This window comes from Clostridium sp. OM05-9 (assembly GCF_003481465.1).
Taxonomy (GTDB): domain Bacteria; phylum Bacillota; class Clostridia; order Lachnospirales; family Lachnospiraceae; genus Coprococcus; species Coprococcus ammoniilyticus.
In genome coordinates this window covers 170,068-183,525 of record NZ_QULF01000004.1, presented here as the reverse complement: position 1 = coordinate 183,525, position 13,458 = coordinate 170,068, and the positions used below count along the sequence as shown (strand labels likewise).

16 protein-coding genes are annotated in these 13,458 nt (G+C 31.2%); all 16 read left to right on the top strand.

The features are described from left to right. The 16 genes from DXB77_RS08090 (at position 1) to DXB77_RS08010 (ending at position 13,396) form a co-directional block, all read left to right on the top strand. Positions 1-486, top strand: a complete 486-nt coding sequence (locus tag DXB77_RS08090; RefSeq protein ID WP_118662997.1) for a 4Fe-4S dicluster domain-containing protein — start codon at positions 1-3, stop codon at positions 484-486. Between the two features lie 9 nt (positions 487-495). Further along, complete coding sequence (locus DXB77_RS08085) at positions 496-951, top strand: Coenzyme F420 hydrogenase/dehydrogenase, beta subunit C-terminal domain (protein ID WP_118662996.1); 456 nt, start codon at positions 496-498, stop codon at positions 949-951. 220 nt (positions 952-1,171) lie between these two features. Further along, the gene (locus DXB77_RS08080) at positions 1,172-2,281 is read left to right on the top strand and encodes a polysaccharide pyruvyl transferase family protein (protein ID WP_118662995.1); all 1,110 of its coding nucleotides are present in this window, start codon (positions 1,172-1,174) and stop codon (positions 2,279-2,281) included. 15 nt (positions 2,282-2,296) lie between these two features. Continuing rightward, the gene (locus DXB77_RS08075; RefSeq protein ID WP_118662994.1) at positions 2,297-3,445 is read left to right on the top strand and encodes a hypothetical protein; all 1,149 of its coding nucleotides are present in this window, start codon (positions 2,297-2,299) and stop codon (positions 3,443-3,445) included. A gap of 39 nt (positions 3,446-3,484) precedes the next feature. Continuing rightward, positions 3,485-4,933: a flippase gene (locus DXB77_RS08070; protein WP_182439455.1), complete on the top strand. Its 1,449-nt coding sequence runs from the start codon at positions 3,485-3,487 to the stop codon at positions 4,931-4,933. A 560-nt stretch (positions 4,934-5,493) separates the two neighbouring features. Next, positions 5,494-5,862 carry a transposase gene (locus DXB77_RS08060; protein WP_243100162.1) on the top strand — a complete coding sequence of 123 codons (369 nt, stop codon included), beginning with the start codon at positions 5,494-5,496 and terminating at the stop codon, positions 5,860-5,862. Then, positions 5,775-6,689, top strand: a complete 915-nt coding sequence (locus DXB77_RS08055) for an IS3 family transposase (protein WP_118662991.1) — start codon at positions 5,775-5,777, stop codon at positions 6,687-6,689. The genes DXB77_RS08060 and DXB77_RS08055 overlap by 88 nt, the downstream gene beginning before the upstream one ends. Positions 6,690-6,771: 82 nt before the next feature. Then, on the top strand, positions 6,772-6,957 hold the full coding sequence (locus DXB77_RS08050) for a hypothetical protein (protein ID WP_118662990.1): 186 nt from the start codon (positions 6,772-6,774) through the stop codon (positions 6,955-6,957). 53 nt (positions 6,958-7,010) lie between these two features. Beyond that, entirely contained in the window at positions 7,011-7,487 is a 477-nt protein-coding gene (locus tag DXB77_RS08045) for a VanZ family protein (RefSeq protein WP_182439454.1), read from the top strand. Positions 7,488-8,032: 545 nt separating this feature from the next. After that, a complete protein-coding gene (locus DXB77_RS13015) occupies positions 8,033-8,182 on the top strand; it encodes a hypothetical protein (RefSeq protein WP_182439453.1) in 150 nt (49 codons plus the stop codon). Between the two features lie 31 nt (positions 8,183-8,213). After that, positions 8,214-9,083, top strand: a complete 870-nt coding sequence (locus DXB77_RS08035) for a DUF5677 domain-containing protein (RefSeq protein ID WP_118662988.1) — start codon at positions 8,214-8,216, stop codon at positions 9,081-9,083. Between the two features lie 231 nt (positions 9,084-9,314). After that, a complete protein-coding gene (locus tag DXB77_RS08030; protein WP_147353807.1) occupies positions 9,315-10,082 on the top strand; it encodes a hypothetical protein in 768 nt (255 codons plus the stop codon). Positions 10,083-10,507: 425 nt separating this feature from the next. After that, the gene (locus tag DXB77_RS08025; protein WP_118662986.1) at positions 10,508-10,771 is read left to right on the top strand and encodes a hypothetical protein; all 264 of its coding nucleotides are present in this window, start codon (positions 10,508-10,510) and stop codon (positions 10,769-10,771) included. A gap of 24 nt (positions 10,772-10,795) precedes the next feature. Then, complete coding sequence (locus DXB77_RS08020; RefSeq protein WP_182439452.1) at positions 10,796-11,452, top strand: DUF4160 domain-containing protein; 657 nt, start codon at positions 10,796-10,798, stop codon at positions 11,450-11,452. A 61-nt stretch (positions 11,453-11,513) separates the two neighbouring features. Then, on the top strand, positions 11,514-12,395 hold the full coding sequence (locus DXB77_RS08015; protein ID WP_118662984.1) for a hypothetical protein: 882 nt from the start codon (positions 11,514-11,516) through the stop codon (positions 12,393-12,395). A gap of 38 nt (positions 12,396-12,433) precedes the next feature. Then, the gene (locus DXB77_RS08010) at positions 12,434-13,396 is read left to right on the top strand and encodes a bacteriophage abortive infection AbiH family protein (RefSeq protein WP_118662983.1); all 963 of its coding nucleotides are present in this window, start codon (positions 12,434-12,436) and stop codon (positions 13,394-13,396) included. Positions 13,397-13,458: the final 62 nt, after the last annotated feature.

Here is a 13,458-nt window from a genome sequence, read left to right as displayed (position 1 = left end):
ATGATAGAAGTTAATAATCAATGTGTAGGGTGTGCTGCATGCCAGAATGTTTGTAGATATGAAGCTATAAAAATGCTAAGAAATGATGAAGGTTTTCGGTATCCGAAAATCGATAAAAATAAATGTGTTAAATTTAATCAATGTGAAAAAGTATGTCCAATAGTAAAAGAAAATACAGGTTCAAATTTTGATTATTTAACATATGCGGGATATAGCAGTTTGGTGGATAAAAAAACGCCTTGTTCATCAGGAGCAATATATCCTATATTAGTAAAAAGTTTTTTTGAGAACTATCCTGATGGAATTGCATTTGGAGTAAAAATAGAGGAAAAAAATGTTTGCCATTTTGAGGCTTTAAGCTATGAAGAAATGATAAAAGGCTTTGGATCTAAGTATGTACAAAGTGATTTAAGAGATTCTTTTTCTAAGATAAAAAAATATTTGCAAGAAGAAAAAAGAGTGTTATTTTCAGGTACACCTTGTTAAACTGCAGCTTTGAAAACGTTTTTTGGGGAAGATTTTAACGAGCATTTAATAACACAAACTGTTTTATGCCACGGAGTAGCAAGTCCTAAAGTATTTGAAAGATATTTAGATGATATGGAAATTAAATATAGAAAAAAGGTAAAAGAAATATTTTTTCGATCGAAAGAACATGGATTGGAAAAATATGGGATGAAAATATGCTTTGAAGATGATGAGGAGTATTTTTGTGAATCAAGGCAGGATACATTTCATAAAGCTTTTGGAGGCAATTTGGCGTTACGAAATTCATGTTATGATTGTAAATTTAAATATCCTAATTATAAAGCTGATATAGTATTAGGAGATTTTTGGAATGTAGAATCTATCTGCCCTGAAATATTTAATGAATTAGGTGTTTCTGTTATAATAGTTGCGTCAAGTAAAGGTTTTGATTTATTTAATGCTATGAAAAAAATCTTACAATAAAACAAATAATCGTGTCAGATATAGTTAAAAGTCAAAAGGGAATAATAAAGAGTACTCCGATGAACAGTAAAAGAACAGAGTTCTTTGAAAATTTAGATGATGAAAATTTAGATGATCTTGTAAAACGCTTAACAAAAGTGCCGTTAATAAAAAAATTTAGGATTGGTGCGGGCAAAATATATAGGAGATCATTATCACTTATATTACGAAGGATGATTAAATGAGAAAAATAGGTATTATAACAATTCCAGATTACAATAATTATGGAAATAGATTGCAGAATTATGCGGTAAAAAACTTTTTTGAGAAAAAGGGATATTATGTAGAAACATTAGAAATGAATGATCCTGATTTCAAAAAGTATAAAGCTAGAAAACAAAAACTACAGCTTAAAAAAAGAAAAATGTTGAACGTTATATTTTTATTTGAAATGTTAAAAGGAGGGATTGATAAGGCTAAAAGAGAAAGAAAATTTGAAGAGTTCACATTAAAATATCTTAACGTTGAATATATTCCTGAATATAATGATAAGATTATTAACTATGTAAATGAAAAATTTGATTTTTTTGTTTTGGGAAGTGATCAAATTTGGCATCCATATGTAAATGATACACCTAATTTGTATTTTGCCAATTTTACAACAAGTAATAAAAAAATTTTTTTTGCACCTAGTTTTGGAATGGAGAATATTCCTGATGATTACAAAAGAATTGTAGTGAAAGGATTACAAAAGACGCAACATTTAAATGTACGAGAAAAGGCGGGAGCGAGAATAATAAAAGAAATTTTAGACAAAAAAGCGGAGGTATTTTTAGATCCGACATTAATAACGTCTAAAACAGAATGGGATAAGATTACTGTCAAACCAGATGGAATGGAAGACAATGATTATATTTTAAGTTATTTTTTGGGACCTCAGAATGAGGAATATAAAAAAGTGATTGCATCTATAAAGGAAAATGTTAAGTGTAAAATTTTTGAAATTGCAAATAAAAAAGAAAAAAATGGTTATATTACTGGTCCTAGTGAATTTGTTTATTCAATAAAGGAAGCTAAATTTATCGTAACAGATTCCTTTCATGCGGTAGCATTTGCTATAATATATCATAAACCATTTCTTGTGTTTCCTCGCCTGAATAATGAAGGAGAAAATGCAGGATTGGATTCAAGAATAGATGGATTATTAGAAAAAATGCAGTTGGTAGATAAAAAATATACTAATGAAGAAAGTGTATGTCTCGATGGGTTTGATTTCGATGTAGCGGATTCAGTAATAAAGCAAGAAAAGAAAAAAATTGAGAATTTTTATAATTACATGGATGTGATTTAATAAGGAGTAGATATTTTGGAGAATACTAGAACACATACAAATAAGGGGATGTATTACTTGGCATTAATAACGTGTGCTATTTTTGTATTAAGTGAATATTGCCCGGAATTACATATTTTAGATCAATTACACTTTAAACATATATTATTATCAATAGCTGTTTTTATTTTTGGGTGGGATTTGATTGATAATAGAAAGAACCGATGCCTTGTTTATGAAGTAAAGCAAATATTAACTTGTGTAGGAATATTATATTTTATTACAGTGATATTTCAGGTTAAGAATATGGAATTCAAAAGTTATTCATTAGGAGAAGTATATTATTTAATAGCTCCTTTATTGTTGGTTTGGATTTTTTTTAATTATATATCTTTGGATAGAATAGCAAATGTAATAGATGTTTTGTTTTATGCATCATGTATTGCGTTCTTTGTGCGATTTGCTAATACATTTTCATTGGCAGCTTTAAAACAAATTTCGTTTATAGATTCCTCATCACCATTCGAGTCTGATATGGCACAATTCTTTCTTTTATATTGTTTTTATTATTTTTATACAAGACAGACATGGAAAAGTACAATTTCAGTAATTTTATGCTTTTTATGTTTTAAAAGATTTACATTAGTAATGCTAATAATTTTGTTGATAATTAATAAGTTTATTCCTCATTATAAAAAGGTACCTAAGATAGTATTGTTGATTACGATGGGATTATTTATTGCAGCTCCATTTTTGGTGTATGCAATGTGCACGGATAGCTTTGCCAGATGGTTTTATCTTCAGTTTGGTATTGATTTTGACTATTTTACGATGACAAGATTTCAGATTATTAATACTGTAATTGATGCAAATTTGACTAATTATGGTTTAGGAACCGTAACAAATTATTTAGAACAAAGAGGGGCAGCAGGGCAATTAAATATGCATAATGATATATTGCGTATATATATGGAATGTACTATTGTCGGAACAATCACATTCACAGTGCAATATTTTAAAATTGTAAAAGATAATATTTTCTCTTTTTTAGTAATGCTGTATGCATTTATGGAATTATTTGTTGCTCATTATATTGGTCCAGGAACAACATCTTTTTGGATTATAGCTTACATATTAATTTTTTATTTTAATATTATGGAAAACTCCTCGGATAAAAGTATTTAGCAAAATAGTTATGTGATTAATTTAGAAATGAGGATAGAAATGAAAGAAAAAAAAGTAGTAATAAACTATATTTTTAATACAAGCTATCAATTATTGGCTTTAATAGTTCCTCTTATAACTACTCCCTATATATCTCGGGTACTTAGACCAAGTGGAATAGGTATATATAGCTATACATATTCAATAGTATGCTATTTTACATTATGTGCGATATTGGGAACAGCTACATATGGAAATAAAAAAATTGGTATATTACAAGATAATCCTATAGAAAGAACAAAAAAATTTTGGGACATTTTTTCACTAAGGTTTATAACATCAAGCATAGCCATAGTTCTTTATGTAATATATGTATGTCTGTTTTCTTCGAATAAGGAAATTGCTTTCATTCAAAGTTTTTATATATTAGGTGTAATGTTTGATATATCATGGTTTTTTCAGGGAATGGAAGACTTTAAAAGAATTGCAATTAGAAATTATATTATTAAAGTAGTAAATGTAATAATAATATTTGCTTTTATTCATAATTACAATGATCTGTGGAAATATGTTTTTTCTTTGGCTTTTCTTACATGGATAGGAAATTTGTCCATATGGCCATATTTGAGAAAATATATTGTTCGAGTTAAGGGATATAAGCCATGTCCGTTTAAAGATTTTAATGTAATATTACAATTATTTATTCCAACAGCTGCATTGCAGATATATGCAATAGTAGACAAAACTATGATAGGGGAAATGACAGATCAATCAGTACAAAATGGTTATTATGAGCAGGCAGAGAAAATCGTGAAAATGTGTTTGATGCTTGTTACTGCGCTACCTACTGTTTTATTACCGAAAGTATCAAAAGCATATGCTGAAAATAGATTAGAGGATGCAAAAAATTATTTATATAAAGCATATAATTTTGTTTGGTTTTTGGGAACTCCACTAATGTTTGGGACGATTGGGGTAGCACCGGTTTTAGTTCCTGTATTTTTTGGACAAGGATATGAGCCGGTTGTTCAAGTACTACCTGTTATGAGTTTATTATTCATTGCAATGGGATTGAATCAAACATCAGGTACACAATTTTTTATTGCCTCTGGTAGACAAAGTGAATATACAAAAAGAATAATATTTGGAGGCATAGTGAATATTGCAATTAATGCATTATTTATTCCGTCACTGGGGGCAACAGGTGCTGCAATTGGCTCAGTGCTAGGCGAAATAGTTATTATGATAACAGAGTTTGTATACATTAATAAAGAAAAACATTTTTCTGTAAAAAGAGTATTTGCGACAAGCAAAAAATATATAATTGCAGGAATATGTATGCTTATATTCTTAAATATTTTACAAAAAAATATGGATAAATCGGTTCTTTGTTTATTAATATCAATTGTATTTGGGGGAATATGTTATTTCGGTGTATTGTTAATTGAAAAAGAAAAAATTGTTATGTATGCTATAAATATGATTTTAAAAAAAATGAAAGGTAAATAATAAGAGTATTTTATCTAAAAGAATATCCTTGAAGAGAAATATTAGATTTTAATAATGGAGGAAAAATATGGTGGTCAAAAATGATTTTTATTTTTGCATAATTTGTATACTCTTCTTTTTCTCAGAAATTGTGGGGGATATATCTTTTATTATTAACAGGTATTGTGACTTTACTATGGGAAGTAAGAAAGATAATATATGGGTGATTGTATTTTTGTTATTACTTTTCCAGAAAGCATTACAACGACTTACAACTGGAATTGCGTATCAGGGAATAACTTATATGGATGAGATTGTGGAAATATTGTTACTGGTGATGCTGATATATGTGAGTATCCATAAATTTTCGCTTGATCGTGCAAATAAAAGGATTCTTATAACTTTTTTGAGACGAGGGTGCGGACAAAATTCTGGACTACTATAGAGCTTCGAAAGGAGCCTTTTTATGTATTCAAAAGAACAAAAGGTGGTGCTAGAATATAAATAGTACAAGCCAAAATGAGAAATTCCAAATACATATTAACATGGTACAATAGAGACATGCTGAAGGAGGATCTCATATGGCTATGCAACATGACAAACAATTTAAACTTGATGCAATCCGATATTATCAAGATCATAAAGATCTCGGTGTACGTGGATGTGCAGAAAATCTTGGCATCGGATACAGCACACTAACAAAGTGGCTGAAAGATTTCCGTGAATCCGGTGATATTCCTGTTCGGGGTTCTGGTAATTACGCATCCGATGAACAGAAGGAAATCGCCCGTCTCAGACATGAATTACGTGATGCCCAAGATGCACTTGATGTATTAAAAAAAGCAATCAACATTCTGGGAAAATGGAGGAAGCCATTTATCTCGAAGTGTCTGAGAAGACGGAAGCTGTCCAAAAAGCTGGACGCCGGGTTTCCGTCTTCGGAATGTTGAAATTTTTAGGTGTCTCGCGTTCAGGATATCGTGCATGGCTCCACCGCGTGCCTTCTGATACAGAAAAACGCCGTGAATCTGTAAAAGCAAAAATACAGGATATATATGATGATTCCAAGCAGAACTACGGTGCTCCGAAAATCACTGTAGAATTGCGGAAAACCGGTGAAGTCATTTCGGAAAGAACTGTTGGTACATACATGCGTCAAATGGGAATCCGTGCCCAGTGGAGCAAGCCATGGACAATTACCACAAAAGATTCTGATTTCAGCACTGAATTACAAAATATCCTCGATGAGCAGTTTAATCCTGAACGCCCGAATGCCGTCTGGTGTTCGGATATCACCTACATCTGGACAATAGACGGATTTGTCTATCTGACCAGTATTATGGATTTATTTTCCAGAAAAATCATAGCATGGACACTTTCAAAAACACTGGAAGTATCCTGCGTGATTGATACGATAAACAAAGCCAAAGCTCGCCGAAATATCGACCAGCCATTGATCATTCACTCTGATCGTGGCAGTCAGTACATTGCGACGGAATATAAAAAAGTAACAGAAAATATGCAGCGTAGTTACTCAAAGAAAGCGTTTCCGTGGGATAATGCCTGCATAGAATCCTTCCATTCGATTATCAAACGTGAATGGCTCAACCGCTTTAAAATTTACGATTACAAGCAGGCATACCGCTTGATTTTTGAATATCTGGAAGCTTTCTACAATACGAAACGAATTCATAGCCATTGTAACTATATGTCACCAAATGAATTCGAACGATTGTATGAAAGAACACACACTGAGGCTGAGCTTCTGGCGGGTTAAAATGGGAAAAGTTTCTCATTTTAACTTGTACTAAATCTTGACATAGGACCACTTTGCGTATAAACAAGGGTAGAATCAAAATATGTATAATCAAATAGAGGGGGATTTCTTTTATTTCATTTGTAAGGCAGACAATATTGGCAGTAAGGATTCTGACAAGGCGATTGCTGATTGGAAGAATGCACAGCTGCAGGAAGATAAATCAATCGAGCTTGAATTTGTCGCATGTTCCGGTAAGGACAAGGCCATAAGAATTGCGGGGTGTTGAGCCGGAAGGATAGATGATTTTAAATGTGTTGTAAAAGAAAGAAGGGAGAATATATGCGAAAGAAGATGGCAGATAATAGAATATCATTGGTCATTTCATTTGCATTTGTTTTGATTACTTTATGCATATTGTTCTACCTGACTTTCCAGACACCGGATGATACAGTTACCCTTTCGGAAAGGGTGGGACATTTGCCTGTCGTGGACGATTTTCTTAATTGGGTAGGTGCATTTGTAGATTGGTCTGTACGTCAGTGGGCGCATGTATTTGAATTCCTGATCATCGGCATCTGTGTTAGTATTTTTTATGTATGTGCAACGAAGAAAATCTGGCTGATGTCGGTATTGGCATTATTAACGTGCATGTGTATATCATTATGCGATCAGTCAGTTCGGCTATTCATTGCCGGAAGACATTTTGATTCCTTTGATCTGGTGTTGGATGCACTGGGATATGTGAGTGCTATCGTGGTTGTGAGCATATGCAGGGGGATATGTGGATTGGTGGTTAATAGAGATAAACGAGATTGAGCTGGAATGGCGGAACCTTGAAGTGGGGAGACCGGGCCGGCTTTTTTGTTTGATAAGGAAAGTAGTATTTTGATGTCGGAGAATGTTGACTTTGCGTATAAATAGGGGTAATATGTAAAATATAAATAATCAAATAGAGGGGGGATTTCTTTTATGCCTTTTTTGGGGCAGATCTAATTAAAATCCATGAAGAGAAGAATTGAATAAAAAATGTAAGTTTTTTATCAAAAGTAGTATGACTGAGGATAGTTTATTGTTTCTTATACAGAGTTTCCTGGATGTATAACCTGTGGAAACAATGAAAATAATTAAAGTACATGATAGTGATGCTCAAGAAAACACGGATTGAAACTGACTTGAGACTGGGATTGTAATTTATGAGCCAGATAGTTTAGAAGAATACGATGAACAATTTAAGTTAAGAAAATTTCGTAGTTTACCATTTTCTCTTGCAGAAAATTTTAGGAGAAAAGAACTTAGTATTGTATGTATCTTCTTTCAAATAATGATGCAGTATAGTCCAAATAAAGTGGAGAAAATTATATATGAAGATTGGATTTGAAATTCATTGTCAACCTGTCTTACCAGGGATAACTTATCAACCTATTTTGGGATGTTTTGGCGATTTGGATAGGGCGTATGAGGGCATTGATAAAATTAGCATTCCAAGTGGTAAGATATATAAGGAACAATAATGTTAATGGTTGAGCAAGGAGGTATATAGATATGAATGGAAGTCATGCACCAGAACTGACAGATTTGTTAAAAGAGATTACGGAGGATATTGCTAAATATATAATTAAAGAAGGACAACCTATTATTTTGATTGATGAGTATTCTTGGTATAGAGAAGTGCTTTCATTGATGGCCAAGCAGGTGAATTTGTGTGATAGCTGCATTTTACTTTTGGAAAATGGGATGGAACAAGAGGCTTATCTCTTAGCAAGAAGTCAATTTAATAATGCTTTATGGATAAAGTATTTATGCGAAGCTGAAGAAGGAGATAGTACAAGATTCAAAGAATTTTCCTATCAACCATATATAAAGCAACTTATGGAAAATCAGAATCTGAAAAAAATGATACGTGATTTTGGCGATGCATTAGATGATAGATTAAAAAATGAGAAAACAATCACTAAATTAAACAGAAGAAGTAGAGAAATTCGTGAAGCATTAAAAAGGGAGAATATTGGAGAAAAGACCAAGAGCATCGTAGAACTGGCAAAACAGGATTCTATTTTATTTGGAATGTACGTTACTTTATATAATGAGGGTAGCAAATTTGAGCATTCGGATATTAGTACAACAAAATTATATAGAAAGCAAGCTGCTAAGGAGTATTCAACAGAACAGGTATTTATATTTGATTTAGGAAAATCAAATAAGGAAGTCTGGTTTAAAGTTTTTCAATATTCTCAAATGAGCTTGTTTTTTGCTTTTGATAGTATTTACAAACGGGTGAAAGAAAGAGAAAGGCAATTGTTTGAAGCAACACTTTATAGAAAAGGAGCATATTCAGAAGAGGATTTTAATAGAATCCTTTTAAAATTTAGTGCCTGTATGAGTTTGTATGAAAAACGTGAAAATGAACAATAAGTTGATTATCAATTTATATTAGGAGTGTTTTCTGGCTTAGTGTGCGAAAGGGATATAAAGATGTATTAATTTTCAGTGTTAATTTTCATTAGATAAAATTAATTTAGAAAATATTAACTACCAATATGTTGAAAAGTAATTAAGGACAAGAGTAAAAAGTGTGTTTTTGGTCTGATAACTTAATTAAAAATGCAATATATTCTTATGTTATAGATAGAGAGGGATGAATTGTTGAAGAAAAATAAAGATATATGTATAGTACTTAGTTTAATCGTTATATGTTTGGGTATAGGAGATATATTGATGGCTTCATATGTGTACAGGTCATCTGTTGGAGGACTGTTCCAAGCAGAGATGGGAGTCGTGTGGGATGCACTTAATGTTGTAGTGACAGCAATGGTCGGGGTAGCAACAATTATTATCAGTCGTAAGTTAGCTAAATTAGAAGAAAAACAGGCTGACATAGAAATAAAACAGAATCGATTATACACAGAACCTCATATACTCGTGGATTCTATAGAAATAAGTTCGGTTGAAGGGGAATTATCAGCTGATCGAACCCAATTCAAAACGTTGAAAGGTGTTGATTATCCTTATTACAGTAATATTCGAGATGAAAGTAATTTGAAAGATTCTGTACTGATAACTGTATCAATAGTGAACACGTCTGAAGCATTTGCACGAGTGAGATTTAATGAAGCCAGTTTTGAGAATTTAGATGGAAATAAAATTGCAGAATATAAAATGTCTACTTTTGGTATCAGTAAAAGTCATATAATGATTCCTAAAGATAGATCAGGGAAAATAGGTTTTTTACTTAATAGGCGTTTGCAAGACAAATTAGATAATTCAAAATTTTTAATTTCTACTTATCTTGACAATAATTTTAATGAGTGCTTTAAAGATACACAGAATTATGTTATTTGGGCTGTTTGTGAAGAAAAAGTGTCTTTTATGGTATGTGATATAAAACAGAATTCATTTGAAAAAGTTGATTAGAAAAGCGCTTATTGCTAAGTTTTTTGGAGAAAGATGAAAATAGATTGTAGATTACTTGATCTTTAATCAGAAGTTTAGCCATATAAGGATAACACTTAAAGGCAAAAAGATTAGTAAAATATATTGAGATTGCCGGAAGTATCATGGTGATGCTTATTGTAAACAGATCGTTGCAGATACATTGATAGCGCTAAAGTGGGGAATTCAAAAGTATTTTGGTTCATCAGATCGTATTGAAAATGAGACTTTTGATATTTGCACAGATGAAGGAACAAAATATCATATTGAATTTGGGATTAATACATATGAGAGAAGTCGGACTTTTTGTGTTTGCAATATTCATATGGCATTATCGATGAAATTTGGTTGATACATATGAAAAGTGTAAGTGGTTGTATTTATAGATAATGGAATCAGGAGGGAAGATGACAGATAAAAAATTATTAGTGATTAGATATGTATTAGATCAGATGGATTTGATTAATATTGAATTAGAAGAACAACAGAAGTTTCCGTTATTGGATGTGGTGAGGTCTATTGGTATGACTTCGGCATTTTTTAACTATTATATGAATGATGGCTGTCAGTTATTGAATGATACATTTCCATATATAATTATAGAAGGGCAGTTAGAGTGGAATGTGCCATATAATCGGGTTACATTAGAAGAGGATAGCAGAAATATTTGAAATATAAAAATTAGGAGGATGGAAATGGATTATAAAATAAATGTGACAGTTCATGTATATGTTGAAGAACAATTGGATACTGCAGTATTAAAACCACATAATAAGAACTATGGAATTAATGGCAAGGAAATAATTGCACCTTTAAGAAAAATTAATGGTATGGAGTACTGTATTAGAAATGTAGCAGATGAATTTACAGTAGAAGAATTATGGAACTGGATAGATTTTAAAATTTGTGGGAATACGTTGAAGTATTCGTTTAATAAATATTTGGTATTTGATAATGTAAGGTATAGGGTTGAAAATACAAAGTTACCATTAAGTTATTATTTAGATAAAATGCATTATAATGTTGAAGACACCATAAACATTCAGATTTTATTAAGTGAAAATGCTGGAGAGGTTTTCAAAGATGATGGAATAAGGTATTATATGCATTCCCAGGAAGCAGGTAAACATAATGAACCACATGTGCATGTAAATGTAAGGCATGAATATGATGGAACATTTTCTATTATAGATGGTAGACAGTTGGCACGTAGTGATATTAGGTCTAAAGATATTAGAAAAATCCAGAAGAAAATAAAAGAAAACAAAGAACAGCTAATTGAATACTGGAATTTGCATACGGACGGATTAACTGTAGATTTAAATCAGAAATGGGGATTGATACATTATTAATCATATGTATTAATATTGAGGGTGTGAGAAGAATAAAAAAATTTAATATGGGAGAATTCAAATGAAACATATTTTAATTGATAATGCACTTGAAGCTTGGGCTATGGCTATCAAATATTGTAATTATATTTTGGACGGGAAGGCTACATTGCAGTATAGAAAACAATTTGTATCATTTTTACATAATTCAGTGGAGTTATTTATAAAACAATTAATGTTAGATAATAACGATCATAGAGTGTGTAGTGTAAAAAAGGGATGTGATGCAGAAGGCCATCCTGCATTAGATTTTTACAATTCTCATAATCTAAATGATTTTTTTGAAAATATAGATGCTCAGGTAATGAAAAAGTTTTATTCTATCGAATATAATGAGATATGTAAGTTATCGAAAGAACTTTTTAAGGAATACTATTGTGATTACACTGATGATAAAAAAATTGTAGATGAAGCGCTTTCTTTGCTGGGAAGGTTGAGAAATGGAGAAACACATTTCTTTATAGAGAAATCGAATTTTTTGTTAGATAAGGAATTTTACAAATTATATAATTTTATAATGGTTTTTCATAGAATATTAGATTATTATTCGTTGTTGCCTTACTGGGGAGAAGAGTTTGGTGAATTTACAAGATTTAAGCTTAAAACAGAAGAATTAACACATTTTTCTTATAAGAATGCAGTCAAACGGTCGAACTTTTATCAATATCTTAAATGTATAATATATGAAAATGTATACTCTGCTAATGGAAATACTGCATATGACTATGCCGAAGAATTATATTTTTATCTTAGGGAATATGATATAGATTTTGATGAATTGTGGACATGTATTGAGATGGCAGTTCAATATGATTTATTAACTTGTGAAGATTATATTGAAGAATATGATGATCCGGAGTGTGGTAAAGGATATAATGCTTACAGGCAATTTTATTTAAAATAGACGTGACAGATATAAAAAAGTAAAGAAAGGTTGTTTGTATGAAATCTTTATATATTATTGGCAATGGATTTGACATAGCACATAATTTAGATACGTCATATTGGAGATTTAGGGAATATCTGGATGATAAATATCCAGATTTTCTTGTTGCATTTGAGCATTTGTATAATATTGGACGTATTGATTTTTCAGATCCCAGAATTAGGAAAGGGACATATGAGCGTTGGGAAAAAGCTATTCAAGATACATTATGGGGGGAATTTGAAGATAAAATGGGGCATCCTAATATTGATGAGATATTAGACTCTTCAGAATGTATACTACAAGATATGCATCTGGATGGCGGTTTAACAGGTATTGAAGATACCATGGATGAGTATTGGAGGGAAGAATATGGCTTTGTAAGAAAGTTTCAACAGTATGTAAAAGAATGGATTGAAACCATTGATACAAGTCATATAGTACCCAAAAAGAAAACATTAATTGATAGTACGGATTATTTTATTAATTTCAATTATACGGATTTGCTTGAAAAGATTTACGGTATAGAAGACGTGTTACATATTCATGGAGGTGTAAGCAACATAACAGATATTCCACCGGTAATGGGACATTGTAATTTAAAAGAGATACAAGAACACAGACAGCAATTAAAGGAGTGCGAAGAGCAATTTGACGAAGGGGGAACAAGTATTCACCGCGCAGTTGTAGAGTATCTGGAATCCATATATAAGGATACAGATTTTTACATAAGAGAGCATCAGAGATTTTGGAAAAGCTTGAAAGATGTTGATTCCGTGATAATAATAGGATGGTCTGGTGGAGAAGTGGATTTACCCTATCTTAGAAAGATTCGTGATAGTGTAAATGAAAATGCAAAGTGGAATGTATATTATTATAGTAAAAAGGATTACAAAGAATTGAGTAAAGTAATATATGAAGAGCTAATCAAGAAAAATTACAAGGTGAATTTAATTTCATCAGATGAATTTTGGGATTGAGAGAAGGATGAAATGAAAAATGGGAAAAAACCAGAAAAAATGTTGAATATAAAATATTGAGA

Bases quoted from the DNA above. Each gene is read 5' to 3' on its own strand.
- DXB77_RS08090 (WP_118662997.1), top strand. From the start codon at position 1: ATGATAGAAGTTAATAATCAATGTGTAGGGTGTGCTGCATGCCAGAAT.
- DXB77_RS08080 (WP_118662995.1), top strand. From the start codon at position 1,172: ATGAGAAAAATAGGTATTATAACAATTCCAGATTACAATAATTATGGA.
- DXB77_RS08070 (WP_182439455.1), top strand. From the start codon at position 3,485: ATGAAAGAAAAAAAAGTAGTAATAAACTATATTTTTAATACAAGCTAT.
- DXB77_RS08060 (WP_243100162.1), top strand. From the start codon at position 5,494: ATGGCTATGCAACATGACAAACAATTTAAACTTGATGCAATCCGATAT.
- DXB77_RS08055 (WP_118662991.1), top strand. From the start codon at position 5,775: ATGGAGGAAGCCATTTATCTCGAAGTGTCTGAGAAGACGGAAGCTGTC.
- DXB77_RS08050 (WP_118662990.1), top strand. From the start codon at position 6,772: ATGTATAATCAAATAGAGGGGGATTTCTTTTATTTCATTTGTAAGGCA.
- DXB77_RS08045 (WP_182439454.1), top strand. From the start codon at position 7,011: ATGCGAAAGAAGATGGCAGATAATAGAATATCATTGGTCATTTCATTT.
- DXB77_RS13015 (WP_182439453.1), top strand. From the start codon at position 8,033: ATGAAGATTGGATTTGAAATTCATTGTCAACCTGTCTTACCAGGGATA.
- DXB77_RS08035 (WP_118662988.1), top strand. From the start codon at position 8,214: ATGAATGGAAGTCATGCACCAGAACTGACAGATTTGTTAAAAGAGATT.
- DXB77_RS08025 (WP_118662986.1), top strand. From the start codon at position 10,508: ATGACAGATAAAAAATTATTAGTGATTAGATATGTATTAGATCAGATG.
- DXB77_RS08020 (WP_182439452.1), top strand. From the start codon at position 10,796: ATGGATTATAAAATAAATGTGACAGTTCATGTATATGTTGAAGAACAA.
- DXB77_RS08015 (WP_118662984.1), top strand. From the start codon at position 11,514: ATGAAACATATTTTAATTGATAATGCACTTGAAGCTTGGGCTATGGCT.
- DXB77_RS08010 (WP_118662983.1), top strand. From the start codon at position 12,434: ATGAAATCTTTATATATTATTGGCAATGGATTTGACATAGCACATAAT.